Here is a 14,234-nt window from a genome sequence, read left to right on the forward strand (position 1 = left end):
GCCAGCTCCTACTCAGCAGCCACGCGCGCTGGCGCGGGCTTGAAATCTTCGGGGAAATGCGTGATCGAACTCATCACCGGGTAAGGCGTGAAGCCGCCCAGCGCGCACAGCGAACCGAACTTCATCGTGTTGCAGAGGTCGGTGACCAAAGCGAGATTCTTTTCCGGCTCGATCCCGGCGGCAAGCCTGTCGATGGTCTCGATGCCGCGCGTCGAGCCGATGCGGCAGGGCGTGCACTTGCCGCAGCTTTCGATGGCGCAGAACTCCATCGCGAAGCGCGCCTGCTTCAGCATGTCGGCCGTGTCGTCGAACACGGTGATGCCGGCATGGCCGATCAACCCGTCGCGCTTGGCGAATTCTTCATAGTCGAACGGCGTGTCGAACAGGGCGCGCGGGAAATAAGCGCCGAGCGGGCCGCCGACCTGTACTGCCTTCACCGGACGGCCAGTGGCCGTGCCGCCGCCAATGTCATCGACGATCTCGCCGAGCGTCAGGCCGAAGGCGGTCTCGAACAGGCCGCCATGCCTGACATTGCCGGCGATCTGGATCGGGATGGTGCCGCGCGAGCGGCCCATTCCGAAATCCTTGTAGAAGGCCGCACCCTTGTCCATGATGATCGGCACCGAGGCCAGGCTGATGACGTTGTTGATCACCGTCGGCTTGCCGAACAGGCCTTGGATGGCCGGCAGCGGCGGCTTGGCGCGCACCACGCCGCGCTTGCCTTCGAGGCTGTTCAACAGCGAGGTTTCCTCGCCGCAGACATAGGCGCCGGCGCCGACGCGGATTTCCATGTCGAAGGCGTTGGGCGAACCCAGTACGTTGACGCCGAGCACGCCGGCCTTGCGGGCGATTTCGACGGCCTTGTTCATTGTCGCCACCGCATGCGGATATTCCGAGCGGATATAGACGAAGCCCTTGGTCGCTCCGGTGGCGATGCCGGCGATCGTCATGCCCTCGATCAGCACGAAGGGGTCGCCCTCCATGATCATGCGGTCGGCGAAAGTCGCGCTGTCGCCCTCGTCGGCGTTGCAGACGATGTATTTGCGCTCGGATGTCGTATCCAGCACCGTCTTCCACTTGATGCCGGTCGGGAAGCCGGCGCCGCCACGGCCACGCAGGCCTGAGTCGGTAACCTGCTTGACGATGTCGGCCGGCGCCATGGCCACGGCGTTCTGCAAACCCTTGAGCCCACCAAGCGATTTGTAGGCGTCGAGCGACAGCGGGTCGTTGATGCCGCAGCGGGCAAAGGTCAGCCGGGTCTGCTTGGCCAGGAACGGGATCTTGTCGGGCGCGCCGAGCCAGCGCTTGTGGTGGCCACCGGTGAGGAAGCCGCTGTCGAACAGGCTCCTGACGTCGGAAGGCTTGACCGGTCCGTAGGCGACACGGCCGTTGGCGGTCGCCACTTCGACCATCGGCTCGAGGAAATAAGCGCCGCGCGAGCCGTTGCGGACGATCTTGGCCTCGATGCCACGCTCGGCGAGTTCCGCGCGAACAGCCATGGCGACCTTCTCGGCGCCGAGCGCCAACGCGCCGGAATCGCCGGGAATGTAGATGCGGGGGATCATGAGCGCACCTCTGCAAGGATCTCGTCGATCTTCTCGCTGTCGAGCCGCCCGATCACCTCGCCGTCGAGCATCGCGGACGGCGAACAGGCGCAAAGCCCGAGGCAATAGACCGGCTCGAGTGTAACCGATCCGTCGCTTGTGGTCTCGTGGAAACCGATGCCCAGCAACTGTTTGATCTTGGCGGCGACGGAATCCGAGCCCATCGACTGGCAGGCTTCCGCCTGGCACAGCTTGAGGACATGCCGCCCGGCCGGCCGGGCACGGAAATCATGGTAGAAGGTGACGACGCCGTGCACCTCGGCCCTGGAGAGATTGAGCCCATCGGCGATAACAGGCAGGGCCGCCTGCGGCACATGGCCGAATTCTTCCTGGATCTCGTGCAGGATCGGCAGCAATGGGCCTTCGAGGCCCTTCATCTCTTGGACAATCGCCGCCGTGCGCGATGCGATCTCGGTACTTGCAGGCTGCATCGTCATGCAGCGCCCTCCCTGGTCGGTGCGCTCCAGCGCTAAGTCGTTACAAAAACAGAGGAAACCAGCGAAATCAATAAAGCTGATCCGTCGCTTGATAGAAATCTTCTATCAAGAACGCTCAGCCGCCATTCTCTACCCTAGCGATGGGCGCGGAAATCGTCTGCCAGCGCCATTGCCTCGTCCAGCAGCGCCTGCACCAGCGGCGTGTGCGGCTCGCGCGGCGCGGCCACCAGGCCGACCGTGTGGCTGGCGTCGGGCTCGACGATCGGAATGGCCCGGATCGGCTCTGAAAAGCCGAATGTTTCCGCAAGGTTGAGCGGCATGACCGACGACCATTTGCCGGTGTGGATGTGCGAGAACAGCACGATCATCGAATTGGATTCAAGCGTCGGCCGTACCTCCACGCCGGCCTCGGCCAGATGCTGGTCGATGATGCGGCGGTTCTGCATGTCCGGCGTCAGCAGGCACAGCGGCAACCGGCTGATCTCGGCCCATGTCACTTTGTCGCGGTCAAAATAGGGGTTTCCGACCGCGGTGATCAGCTGATAGCGCTCGTCATACAGCGGCACGCTGGTTACCCGCCCGAGCGGCTCATTGTCGAGATAGGTGATACCGGCGTCGATGTCGAAATTGCCGAGCAGCGACAAGACTTCGATCGAGGTGCGCGACAGCACCGAAAAGGTGACGCCCGGGTGCTTTTCGCGAAACGGCGTCGTCAGCCGCGCCACCATGGCGAGTGCGGTCGGGATGGCGGCAATGCGGATGCGTCCGGAAAGGCCGTGGCGCGCCGCGCGCATCTCCTCGCGCATGCTCCTTGAATCACCGACGATGCGGCGCGCCCAGACCAGCACCTGCTTGCCTTCCGGCGTCAGCCCCTGGAACCGCGACCCGCGATTGACCAGCATGACGCCGAGTTGCCCCTCCAATTGCTTGATACCGGCCGACAAGGTCGGCTGGGTGACCCCACAGGCCTCAGCCGCCCGGCCGAAATGCTCTTCCTTGGCCAATGCGATGAAGAATTCGAGTTTGTCGATCATGCCATCCTTCCGGTCGTCATGCGCAGGCTCGGGGAAATTCGCCTTTGCCGCAAGCGCCATGCGTAATCGTCCCGCATCCACATCTTTCAGCCGGCTTACTGTTTCCTGCGGCGTCGTGCGGCGCTATGTCAATGAAACGGTCGTGAACCGGGCGCGATGGGAGACTGACATGCTGGGCTGGTTCCGCAAGCTGCTGCCGCGTGAAGATCGTTTCTTCGAGCTGTTCGAGCGGCATTCCCGCACGGTGGTCGGCGGCGCGGAAGCGCTGCAGCAACTGCTTCAGGGCAAGGACATCGATCGCTGGTGCCAGAAGATCGTCGATCTCGAGGACGAGGCCGATCATATCACCGCGGAGGTCCTGCTTGCCGTGCGGCGCTCTTTCATAACCCCTTTCGATCGCGGCGACATCAAGGATCTGATCCAGTCGATGGATGACGCCATCGACATGATGCACAAGACCGTCAAGACCGTGAGGCTGTTCGAGAAGCGGGAGTTCGATCCGCTGATGCAGGAAATGGGCGCCGTCATCGTCGACGCCGCCCGGCTGGTCGCCGAAGCAATCCCGTTGCTTGCCAAGGTCGGCGCCAACAGCGCACGCCTCAACGCTATTGCCGAGGAGGTAATGCGCGCCGAAGGCCGGGCCGACGATTTGCATGAGCAGGGCCTGAAGGATCTGTTCAGGCGCCATGGCCGCGATGACGCGATGGCCTATCTGATCGGCAGCGAGATCTATGGCCAGCTGGAGAAGGTGGTCGACCGTTTCGAGGACGTTGCCAACGAGATCAGCGGCATCGTCATCGAGAACGTCTAGGAGATGGATGCCGCGATCGCCTTTCCCCTGCTGGCCGGCCTCGTCGCCGTCGCGCTGTTCTTCGATTTTCTCAATGGCCTGCACGATGCGGCCAATTCCATCGCCACCATCGTCTCCACACGCGTGCTCAGGCCGCACTACGCTGTGCTGTGGGCGGCCTTCTTCAACTTCATCGCCTTCATGTTCTTCGGCCTTCATGTCGCCGAGACTGTCGGGAAAGGCATCGTCGACGTCAGCATCGTCACGCCGGCGGTGATCTTCTCGGCCCTCGTCGGCGCCATCGTCTGGAACATCGTCACCTGGATCGCCGGCATTCCCTCGAGCAGTTCGCACGCCCTGATCGGAGGGCTGGTCGGTGCCGGCGTTGCGAAGGGGGGCATTGGCGCCATCGTCTGGTCGGGACTTGGCAAGACGGTCGCCGCGATCGTTCTCTCGCCGGCGACTGGTTTTGTCCTGGCGCTCCTCCTGGTCCTGGTGGTTTCGTGGCTGTTTGTGCGCCAGACGCCGTTCGCCGTCGACAGTACCTTTCGCGTCCTGCAGTTCTTTTCCGCCTCGCTCTATTCGCTCGGCCATGGCGGCAACGATGCTCAGAAGACCATGGGCATCATCGCCGTGCTGCTCTATTCGCAAGGCATGCTCGGCGAGAAATTCTACGTGCCGCTCTGGGTCGTCCTGACCTGCCAGTCGGCGCTGGCGCTTGGCACCCTGTTGGGCGGCTGGCGGATCGTCCACACAATGGGTTCGAAGATCACCCGGCTCAATCCGATGCAGGGCTTCTGTGCTGAAACCGGCGGCGCCATAACGCTTTTCGCCGCCACCTGGCTCGGCGTTCCCGTATCGACCACGCATACGATTACCGGCGCCATCATCGGCGTCGGCGCCGCCCGCCGTGTCTCGGCGGTGCGCTGGGGCATCGCCGGCAACATCGTCATTGCCTGGATCGTCACCTTGCCGGCGACGGCGGCGATTTCGGCTCTCACTTATTTCGTCACGAACCTGGCAGGCTGACGCGGAGCGCCGAAGCCTATTTGTCGACGAGGTTCAGGATGTTGCCGTCCGGGTCCTTGAACCAGGCGACCTTCATGTCCTGGCCGACATGGATGTCGCCCTTGATCGTCAGGCCGGGCATTTCGTAATGCTCGAAGACAACGCCTTTCGATTTCAATGATTTGACGACAGTCTCGATCCGATCGCCCACCGTCCACGTCACCGCCGTCGCCTTGTTGGTACCTGCGAATTGGGAATGGTAGACATTGATGAGCGTGTCGCCGCTTTTGTAGACGACAAGCTCGCCGCCCATGTCGTCGACCTGCTTGAGGCCCAGCGTGCCTTCATAGAAGGCCTTTGCCTTTGCCAGGTCCCTGACGGCCAGATTGGCCGTTGCGTTGCTGTTTTCGAGCATGACCGTCTCCTTCCTGGATTGTCGTGTCCTCGCTCAGGCAAATAGGGCACGCGGCCCGTTTGGCCATCGGCAATCGGCCGGAAGCGTCATCCGGCAAGAAACCGACAGCATCGGTCGTTTTCCGTGGCACGCCGGGCAAGCCTTTGCGTCACGGCTTGGTTCTCGCTGGAAACTGCACTATCTGGATTGCCAAACGCCGAGGAAAGATCATGTCCGTCACCAAGGAAATCGTCATCGAGCGCCTGAAGACGGTCAACGGGCCGGACTTCACCGGCAACATCGTCGATCTCGGCATGGTTTCCGAGATTTTCATCGCCGATTCGAAAGTCTTCTTCTCGATCACCGTTCCCGCCGCCAGGGCGCAGGAAATGGAACCGCTGCGTGCCGCCGCGGAGCGCGTGGTCAAGGCAATTCCAGGGGTTGCCGGCGCCGTGGTGGCGCTGACTGCAGAGAAAAAAGGCGGCGGCATGGAGGCGCCGGTGCCAGCGCGCCCCGCGGCCCGACCGGCACCACCCGCCGCTCCGCGCCCCGCGCCGCATGCTCCCGCGTCGCACAGTTCGGGCAAGCGCGGCGTGCCCGGTATCGAGGCGATCATCGCGGTTGCTTCCGGCAAGGGCGGCGTCGGCAAATCGACCACGGCAGTCAATCTGGCGCTTGGCCTTGCCGCCAACGGCTTGCGGGTCGGCGTGCTCGATGCCGACATCTACGGCCCGTCCATGCCGAAGCTGCTCAACATTCATGGCCGGCCGCAGACGGTTGACGGCAAGATCCTGAAGCCGATGGAGAATTACGGCCTCAAGGTGATGTCGATGGGCTTCCTCATCGATGAGGAGACGCCGATGATCTGGCGCGGGCCGATGGTGATGTCGGCGCTGACGCAGATGCTGCGCGAGGTCGAATGGGGCCGGCTCGACGTGCTTGTCGTCGACATGCCGCCTGGAACCGGCGACGCGCAGCTGACCATGGCGCAGCAGGTGCCGCTGGCCGGAGCCGTCATTGTCTCGACGCCGCAGGACCTGGCGCTGATCGATGCCCGCAAGGGGCTGAACATGTTCAAGAAGGTCGACGTACCGCTGCTCGGCATCGTCGAGAACATGAGCTATTTCATCGCGCCCGATACCGGCAAGCGGTATGACATTTTCGGCCATGGCGGCGCGCGCCGCGAGGCCGAACGCCTCGGCGTCACCTTCCTCGGCGAGGTGCCGCTGGAAATGGGCATCCGCGAAAGCTCGGATGCCGGGGCGCCAGTGGTTGTCTCGAAGCCCGATGGCGCCGAAGCGAAAACCTATCGCGACATCGCCGCCAAGGTTTGGGACAGGGTCAATGAAGAACGCGGCGCGGCCGAAGCGGCGGTGCCGAGCATCGTCTTCGAGTGACCTCTTTTTGGTTTTGACGCAAATCCCAAGGGAAAGCCCTACGCGCTTTTCCCGGGAAAACCGTTTCACACTTTTCCTGGCATTGCACTGGCGGGAGGGTCAGCCGCCGACCTTCTCGCCAAAGCTCGAAAAGAACTGCCCGGCCAGTTTCTTCGACGTCGATTCGATCAGCCGGCTGCCGAGCTGGGCAATCTTGCCGCCGACATCGGCCTTGGCCGCGTATTTGAGCACCGTGGCATCCGGCCCATCCTCGTTCAGCGTCACGTCGGCGCCGCCCTTGGCGAAGCCGGCAATGCCGCCCTTGCCTTCGCCCTGGATGGTGTAGGAATGCGGCGGCTTGAGATTTTTCAGCGTCACTTCGCCGTTGAAGGTCGCCTTGATAGGCCCGATCTTCAGCACCACCGTCGCGGCCATCTCGGTCGGCGACTTCATGTCGAGGCTCTGGCAGCCGGGAATGGTCGCCTTCAAAACCTCGGGATCGTTCAGCGCTTCCCAGACTTTTTGCAGGGGTGCGGCAATGCGTTCCTCGCCTTCGATCACCAAAGCCATCAAGAACCTCCCGGAAACAATGGTTCGAAGCCCTAGCGCAGAGGCGCTGTTGTGTCTATCGCACCAAAGTGCGGGTTGGGAACGCGCGTGCCCCTTGCTTGCATTGACGCGTTGTCATATCGATTTGTCATACAAATACGGAGACCGTGATGGCCGGCGCCCCCACCAAGAAGAAAAAATTCCGCTCGCAGGAGTGGTTCGACAACCCCGACAACCCCGGCATGACGGCGCTCTATCTCGAGCGCTACCTGAATTATGGGCTGACGCGTGCCGAACTGATGTCGGGCAAGCCGCTGATCGGCATCGCCCAGACCGGCTCGGATCTGTCGCCGTGCAACCGCCACCATATCGAGCTCGCCAAGCGCGTGCGCGAGGGCATTGTCTCGATGGGCGGCATTCCCTTCGAATTCCCGTGCCATCCGATCCAGGAGACCGGCAAGCGCCCGACCGCGGCCCTTGACCGCAACCTTGCCTATCTTAGCCTCGTCGAGGTGCTCTACGGCTACCCGCTCGACGGCGTCGTGCTGACCATCGGTTGCGACAAGACGACGCCGGCGCTGCTGATGGCAGCGGCCACCGTCAACATCCCGGCCATCGCGCTGTCGGTCGGTCCTATGCTCAACGGCTGGCACAAGGGCAAGCGCACCGGCTCCGGCACCATCGTCTGGGAATCGCGCCAGCGCCTGTCGGCCGGCGAGATCGACTATGATGAGTTCATGGATATCGTTGCCTCCTCGGCGCCCTCGACCGGCTACTGCAACACGATGGGCACCGCCACCACGATGAATTCGCTGGCCGAGGCGCTCGGCATGCAATTGCCGGGTTCAGCCGCTATTCCCGCCCCCTATCGCGAGCGCGGCCAGATTTCCTATGAGACGGGAAAACGCATTGTCGAGATGGTGCATGAGGATTTGAAGCCGTCCGACATCATGACGAGAGAGGCTTTCGAGAACGCCATTGTCGTCAATTCGGCCATTGGCGGCTCGACCAACGCGCCTATCCATCTCAACGCCATCGCCCGCCACCTCGGCGTCAAGCTCGACAATGACGACTGGCAGACGGTCGGCCTCAATGTGCCGCTGCTGGTTAATTTGCAGCCGACGGGCGAATATCTGGGCGAGGATTACCATCATGCCGGCGGCGTGCCGGCGGTTATCGCCGAACTGATAAAGGGCGGGCTGTTGCCGCACCCCGGCGCGCGCACGGTCAACGGCAAGTCGATCGGTGAGAATAGCGAGGGCGTCGCCAACGAAAACACCGACGTCATCCGCAGCGTCGACAAGCCGCTGAAGGTCAATGCCGGCTTCATCAACCTCAGCGGCAATCTGTTCGAGTCGGCGATCATGAAGACCAGCGGCATCTCGCCGGAATTCCGCGAGCGCTACCTCTCCAATCCGAAGGATCCGGAAGCCTTCGAAGGCAACGCCATGGTCTTTGACGGACCGGAGGATTACCACGCCCGCATCGACGATCCGGCGCAAGGCATCGACGAGCACACGATCCTGTTCATGCGCGGCGCCGGCCCGGTCGGCTATCCCGGCGGTGCCGAGGTCGTCAACATGCAGCCGCCGGCATACCTCATCAAGAAGGGCATCCATGCGCTGGCCTGTATCGGCGATGGCCGGCAGTCGGGCACGTCGGGCTCGCCGTCGATCCTCAACGCCTCGCCGGAAGCCGCCATTGGCGGCGGGCTGGCGCTGCTCAAGACCGGCGACCGCGTCCGCATCGACCTGAACAAGGGCACCGCCAACATTCTGGTCAGCGACGAAGAGATCGCCAAGCGCCGCGCGGCCTTGCAGAACGATGGCGGCTATCACTATCCGCAGCACCAGACGCCATGGCAGGAAATCCAGCGCGGCATGGTCGACCAGTTCGACCAGGGCATGGTGCTGAAGCCGGCGGTGAAATACCAGGATGTCGCTCACACCAGGGGCGTGCCCAGGGACAACCACTGAGCACATCGCGGTGCTCATGCGGCGGCTTGATCTCAGGTCAAGCCGTCGCTGATGGCTTGAGGTTGGATTGTCTTAGCCCCTCACTGGAAAAGGCTGATGATTGCTTGCCGGATGCCGTGCTGAGACCGGATATCGCTGTCGTCGTCCGGTAGTGCATCAACCAAGCCAATGATGAGCCAGCCACGCGAGGTACAAACCGGCTATGGCCGCATAGATCAAGCCGATCGGGCCTTTGGGGACGGGCTTGTGGTACGCCACGCGTGGCCGTGGCGGCCGATAATAGGATAGCAGTTGCCGTTGTGAGACGATTAGCATTTGCTCCAACTCGCGGCGCCCTTCCTCCCTTGCCCGCTTTGAATCCAGGCGCTCCTGAGCGTAGAGATGTCTCGCATGTTCCGAGGCCGAGAGTGAGTTTTCGTCTAGCCACGCTTTGAATTTGCCGGGCCTGACGAGGACTTTGGCGTGGGTGAAGTCGCGTCGATGGGGTCTCTCCGCCTTGGAAGCTTCAAATTCCGTATGCCACTCTTCCCAAGTCGCCGGCATGTCATCGGCGCCGGCAAGCTTGCGGATAAGAGGATAATCCTTAGCAGTGTAAACTGGGATAGCTTTGAATCCGCTGGTCATTGCAAGCCGTCCCCTTCTCCCAAGAAGAGGATGCGACACACAGGACTTAGTGTCCAGAAGGCTAGACAGCCATCATAAGCTGCTCCGTCCCGCTCCGCTAAGCTAGGGATAATTGCCCTCTCCACACAACTTAGGCGGGGATTGCGACAAATCGACCAGGATTCCGTGTGGACTTTTGCTAGAAAAATCAGGTTGTCGCGAATGTGCTTCGGGGCAACAAAAAGGCGGGCCGCACCACCAATGCGACGCAGCCTATTCCCGCCATTGTCGTCCCCGGATGTTACGAATGGAATACGGCCGGGATGAGACATATTCAATACCCGCCAATTTCAAACTGATGCACTACCCGTCTTCCAGCACATTTCGAGCATTTGTCTTACTGCTCCTCCGGCGGCTTGATGTGCCGAAGGCTCCAAAGCAGGGCAAAATCATAGATGATCTTGAGGACGCCGCAGATGATCAAAGGCCATGCCTCGTAGCCGGCTTCGAACAGCGCGCCGGCGATGGCTGGACCCGCGGCCGCCGCGAGGCTTCTCGGAACTGAGGTCACGCTTGCGGCCGCCGGCCGTTCCGGTGGTGTGACGACTGCCATCACGTAGGAGGATCGCGTCGGCACATCCATTTGGGAGAGCGCGGCGCGTGTCAGCAGCAGCGCAAGCGCCAGCTGGAGATTTGGCACGATCGCCGCCAGGATCAGGCAAACGCTCGAAGGGGCATGCGTGAACACCATGGTGTTGATGAGGCCGAAGCGCTCGGACAGTCGCGCCGCCGCCGGCAGCGAGAACGCGGAAAGTAGTCCAGTGCAGAAGAAGAACAATCCCGCGGCCGAAAGTGAGAGCCCGAACTTGTCGAACAGCCAGAGAGCGACAAGCGACTGCACGGCAAACCCTCCGGCAAAAGCGTCGATGCTGAACAAGGCCGCCATCTTGTAGACGATACCGCGAGACTGCTCGAGCGCAGCCGCCGGCTTGCCTTCCATCTTCTTCGTTTCGACGGGAACGCGCAGATAGAGCAGGCCGCCCGCGACGCCGAGAAGCGCGTAAAATGCGAACATTGCTCTGAGGGCCGCGAGGCGCGTCACTCCGAAATCGCTCAGAAGATCGGGACTGGCCGAAGCGAGTGCACCTGCCGCTGCCGCGAGTGCCCCGATAAGGCCGTAGCGCGCAAACATCCTCGTGCGGGTTTTGTCCGACACCAAACCTGCAAGAACCGCATGTTCGAGCGGTACAAAAATGCTGACGCTGCCCGCGGACGGATTGATCGTTCCAACGAAGGCGACCAGCATAACAACAGCCGTCGTGCTGGAAGAGGCGAATAAGAGGCCGGTCGCGGTCATCAAGGCCGCCGCTCCAATCAACAATCGACGTAGATTGGTTCGGACACCAAGAAACCCGATACCAAGAGTGATCAAGGCTGATCCCAGGAGGGCAAGCGTGGCGACCACCCCGATCTCGAATGCGCCAAGCCCGAGCATCGCCAGGTAGACCGGCAACAGCACGGCCACGAACCCGTCCCCGAAGTCGCGGAGCGCGCGTGCGGCATAAAGGTAGACCGTCGGCGTCCGCTCCCCGGTTTTGCTCTGCTCGTTGGTTTCGCGAAGACCTGTGACCACTAATAACTCCCCGCTGGTCAAGCGATCCCTTCAGGGACAAAGAATATCGCCTGTCATCGCTGTCCACCGAGCAGCGGCCCGGCCAGTCGAGGGACCCCGGCTGGCGCATAACGCTCGGTCAAAAGGCGGATATGCAGCAAGGCCCCTCAACTCTTCCTGACATCGACTTGGTCCTACGCACATGACGTTCTCCGGGTTGTTGCCCCCCGATGACGATAGGTCGCGAACTCCGCCTCATTCCGACCCACAAGCAGAGTTTCAACTCGCAGGCTTCCGGGGCGGCCTCCTTAAGCCGCAGTCGGCTTCGTTGCTGGCGGCCAGCTATGCGTCTCTGACTTGCGCCGTGAGGCCCAGGCGTAGAGCGCGTCGTAGATGACAAAGCCGTGCTTCAGCACCTCATGGTCATCGGGCGTCACGTCCCGCAAACCCATGGAAATCGCCAGCAGTCCAGCCGATTGTGGGGTGAGGTCATGTCGATCAGTGTCGGCGCCGCGCACGATCGCGGCGATCCCAACGATCGCAGCATCGCGATCCAGGCCGTATTTCGAAACGAACGTGTCGAAGCTGCAGCCTTCGCCAACATGCGTGAATTCGACGCCTGGCACATCGTAGGGTGTTGCCCCGGTCTCCTTGGCAACCCGCATCACTTCGGCGGGTGGTACGAACAGAAATTCCGATTCCTTGTCGATGAAGCGGGCAATCAGCCAGGGACAGGCAATGCGATCGATAACCGGACGTTCGCGCGTGACCCATTTCATGACTTTATCTCCCTTTGGTGAGTGAGCGGGACCGTTGGCGCGCCTATGGCGTGCCAAGCGGCGATGCCGCCGGAGAGCGTCAGTGCATTGAAGCCGCGACGGCGAAGTTCGGCGACGGCATCGCCACTGACCTGGAAGCCATAGACGCAGTAGACGACGATCGGTTTGTCCTTGGGTAGCTCGCCGGCCCAATCGGCAATCGTCTCTGGAGCGCGGATCAACGCGCCTGGCAGCATGTCGCTGCGTTTCGCCAAATCTTCGGCGAGGCAGACGTCAAGCACGACGATATCCTCATAGCGCTCGATACAGCCGCGCAAATCCTCCGGGGCGACTACATGATCGTTTGCAGCGGCATTGGTCGCGCCGCCTTGCTTCCTGGTCATGCGCCCGTAGCGCTCGCCGACTCGCCCCCAATGGATGTTCTTCATGAAGGCGTCGACATAGGCGCCCGCCCTGCCGCCGAAATCGAGATGATAGGCATGCTCGTACATGTCGAGCGCCAGGATTGGCATACCGCCAGCCAGACAGTTGGTGTGATCCGCAGCCCATTGGATCGTCAGCCGGCCATGGCGTTCGGACCAGGTGAGCAGCGTCCAGCCCGAGCCGCCGGCTTGAGCCTTGGCGCAAGCCGTGAACTGGGTGCGCCAGGCAGCAACGCTGCCAAAGTCGCGCTCCAAGGTGGCGGCCAGATCGCCTGCCGCATCTCCCGAACCGCCAAGGCCGTCGAAATAGATCTCATGCAGGATCGCCGAGTTGGCCGCGACCAACTCCTCCCGTTTCAACCCGTTGATGTCGAATACCGGCGCCGCTCCCCAATCGAGCCCATCGAGGCGACTCTCGATTGCGTTCAGGCGCCGGACCGCGCCGCCGTAATTGTTTTCGTAGTGACTTGCCAATAGCCGTTCAGAAAGCCCGTCAAGACGGGGCGGCTTGAAGGGCAACGGCATGATCTGGTGCTGCATCATATCCTCGCTCGGCGGCACGCAATGTCAGTGAGGAGGCGAACGCTACGCCCGAATCTAAAATGATACAAGTGTTGCTTTTTCGATATCTGATGATACGGTATCCCTATGAATGAAGGCGGAATATCAGCGGAGCAGCGTTGGCTGCTCCTGATCCACCAGCTGCCCAGCAAGCCGGCTTATTTCAGGGTCAAGATCTGGCGGCGACTGCAAGGTATTGGGGCGGTGGCCGTAAAGAGCACGGTCTACGCGCTGCCCTCGAATGCCGAGACGCAAGAGGATTTCGAATGGCTTCTGAAAGAGATCGTCGAGGGCGGCGGCGAGGCCATGGTCTGCGAAGCGCGCCTTGTAGATGGTCTGTCGGATCCTCAGGCACGGGCGCTGTTCGATACCGCGAGAGATGCCGACTACGAGGAGATTGCCAGGGATACCAGATCGCTTGCCGCGAAGCTCGAAACGGCCATCACGCTGGAGGAACGGGCCGAGGCACGGACGCAGATTGGCCGCCTGCGCAAGAGGCTCAAGGATGTCGTCACCATCGATTTCTTCGGCGCCAATAGTCGCCTGCCGGTGGAGGGCCTGATTGCGGGAGTGGAGGCCCAACTGACGGAGGACAAGAAAATGACCGAAGGGCCGGCCAAGACCGATGCAGGGACGCTTGCCGATCTCAAGGGGCGGACCTGGGTCACGCGCGAAGGTGTCTACGTCGATCGCATAGCCTGCAGTTGGCTGATCAGTCGATTCATCGATCCAGCGGCTGCGATCCGTTTCGTGTCGGGCAAAGGTTACGTCCCGAACCCGGGGGAGCTGCGTTTCGACATGTTCGAAGGCGAGTTCACGCACGAGGGTGATCGTTGCAGCTTCGAAGTGTTACTGGCTCGCGCGGGTCTCACTGATCCTGCACTGCAGGCGATCGGGGAGATCGTCCACGATATCGATCTGAAGGACGCCAAGTTCGCACGCGAAGAGGCAACAGGCATTGCCAGTCTGATCGCTGGGATCGCCATGGCCAATCAGGATGACGAGCAACGCGTCGCCCAGGGCGCTCCCGTCTTCGACAATCTCTATCAATATTTCCGCAACAAGCGCGGGTAACAAACGGGGACGAGC

The 14,234-nt window shown here is 61.9% G+C and carries 14 protein-coding genes; 5 read left to right on the top strand and 9 right to left on the bottom strand.

Annotated elements, in window-relative coordinates:
• Positions 1–8: 8 nt before the first annotated feature.
• The 3 genes from FJV83_RS14025 to FJV83_RS14035 all read right to left on the bottom strand — a co-directional run bounded on the left by FJV83_RS14025 (position 9) and on the right by FJV83_RS14035 (position 3,075).
• A complete protein-coding gene (locus FJV83_RS14025; protein ID WP_095787210.1) occupies positions 9–1,565 on the bottom strand; it encodes an NADH-quinone oxidoreductase subunit NuoF in 1,557 nt (518 codons plus the stop codon).
• Positions 1,562–2,041 carry a formate dehydrogenase subunit gamma gene (locus tag FJV83_RS14030; protein ID WP_142886192.1) on the bottom strand — a complete coding sequence of 160 codons (480 nt, stop codon included), beginning with the start codon at positions 2,039–2,041 and terminating at the stop codon, positions 1,562–1,564. The genes FJV83_RS14025 and FJV83_RS14030 overlap by 4 nt, the downstream gene beginning before the upstream one ends.
• A 134-nt stretch (positions 2,042–2,175) precedes the next feature.
• Entirely contained in the window at positions 2,176–3,075 is a 900-nt protein-coding gene (locus FJV83_RS14035) for a LysR family transcriptional regulator (protein ID WP_140888280.1), read from the bottom strand.
• Positions 3,076–3,244: 169 nt separating this feature from the next.
• On the opposite strand from FJV83_RS14035, the gene FJV83_RS14040 reads away from it, so the two are divergent.
• Positions 3,245–3,886 carry a DUF47 domain-containing protein gene (locus FJV83_RS14040; RefSeq protein WP_142886193.1) on the top strand — a complete coding sequence of 214 codons (642 nt, stop codon included), beginning with the start codon at positions 3,245–3,247 and terminating at the stop codon, positions 3,884–3,886.
• 3 nt (positions 3,887–3,889) lie between these two features.
• On the top strand, positions 3,890–4,894 hold the full coding sequence (locus FJV83_RS14045; RefSeq protein WP_142886194.1) for an inorganic phosphate transporter: 1,005 nt from the start codon (positions 3,890–3,892) through the stop codon (positions 4,892–4,894).
• 16 nt (positions 4,895–4,910) lie between these two features.
• Here the strand turns inward: FJV83_RS14045 and FJV83_RS14050 are convergent, their stop codons facing one another.
• The gene (locus FJV83_RS14050; protein ID WP_095771734.1) at positions 4,911–5,288 is read right to left on the bottom strand and encodes a VOC family protein; all 378 of its coding nucleotides are present in this window, start codon (positions 5,286–5,288) and stop codon (positions 4,911–4,913) included.
• Positions 5,289–5,494: 206 nt separating this feature from the next.
• Between FJV83_RS14050 and FJV83_RS14055 the strand changes: the two genes are divergently transcribed.
• A complete protein-coding gene (locus FJV83_RS14055; RefSeq protein WP_246691869.1) occupies positions 5,495–6,664 on the top strand; it encodes an Mrp/NBP35 family ATP-binding protein in 1,170 nt (389 codons plus the stop codon).
• Positions 6,665–6,763: 99 nt separating this feature from the next.
• Here FJV83_RS14055 and FJV83_RS14060 read toward each other — a convergent pair whose 3' ends face one another.
• Positions 6,764–7,213: a carbon monoxide dehydrogenase subunit G gene (locus tag FJV83_RS14060; RefSeq protein ID WP_095787214.1), complete on the bottom strand. Its 450-nt coding sequence runs from the start codon at positions 7,211–7,213 to the stop codon at positions 6,764–6,766.
• A 149-nt stretch (positions 7,214–7,362) separates the two neighbouring features.
• Between FJV83_RS14060 and FJV83_RS14065 the strand changes: the two genes are divergently transcribed.
• Complete coding sequence (locus FJV83_RS14065; RefSeq protein WP_142886196.1) at positions 7,363–9,168, top strand: IlvD/Edd family dehydratase; 1,806 nt, start codon at positions 7,363–7,365, stop codon at positions 9,166–9,168.
• 156 nt (positions 9,169–9,324) lie between these two features.
• On the opposite strand, the gene FJV83_RS14070 is transcribed toward FJV83_RS14065, so the two are convergent.
• The 4 genes from FJV83_RS14070 to FJV83_RS14085 form a co-directional block, all read right to left on the bottom strand.
• A complete protein-coding gene (locus FJV83_RS14070) occupies positions 9,325–9,792 on the bottom strand; it encodes a hypothetical protein (RefSeq protein WP_142886197.1) in 468 nt (155 codons plus the stop codon).
• 376 nt (positions 9,793–10,168) lie between these two features.
• Positions 10,169–11,425, bottom strand: a complete 1,257-nt coding sequence (locus tag FJV83_RS14075; RefSeq protein WP_348645175.1) for an MFS transporter — start codon at positions 11,423–11,425, stop codon at positions 10,169–10,171.
• Between the two features lie 266 nt (positions 11,426–11,691).
• On the bottom strand, positions 11,692–12,162 hold the full coding sequence (locus FJV83_RS14080) for a chromate resistance protein ChrB domain-containing protein (RefSeq protein ID WP_142886198.1): 471 nt from the start codon (positions 12,160–12,162) through the stop codon (positions 11,692–11,694).
• Positions 12,159–13,127 (bottom strand): Fe-Mn family superoxide dismutase, encoded by a 969-nt coding sequence (locus FJV83_RS14085; RefSeq protein WP_246691858.1) that lies wholly within the window; start codon positions 13,125–13,127, stop codon positions 12,159–12,161. Before FJV83_RS14085 ends, FJV83_RS14080 begins: the two co-directional genes overlap by 4 nt.
• A 105-nt stretch (positions 13,128–13,232) precedes the next feature.
• Between FJV83_RS14085 and FJV83_RS14090 the strand changes: the two genes are divergently transcribed.
• Entirely contained in the window at positions 13,233–14,219 is a 987-nt protein-coding gene (locus FJV83_RS14090; RefSeq protein WP_185973401.1) for a chromate resistance protein ChrB domain-containing protein, read from the top strand.
• The last annotated feature ends 15 nt before the right edge of the window (positions 14,220–14,234 follow it).

Source organism: Mesorhizobium sp. WSM4307 (assembly GCF_007003945.1).
GTDB lineage: Bacteria > Pseudomonadota > Alphaproteobacteria > Rhizobiales > Rhizobiaceae > Mesorhizobium.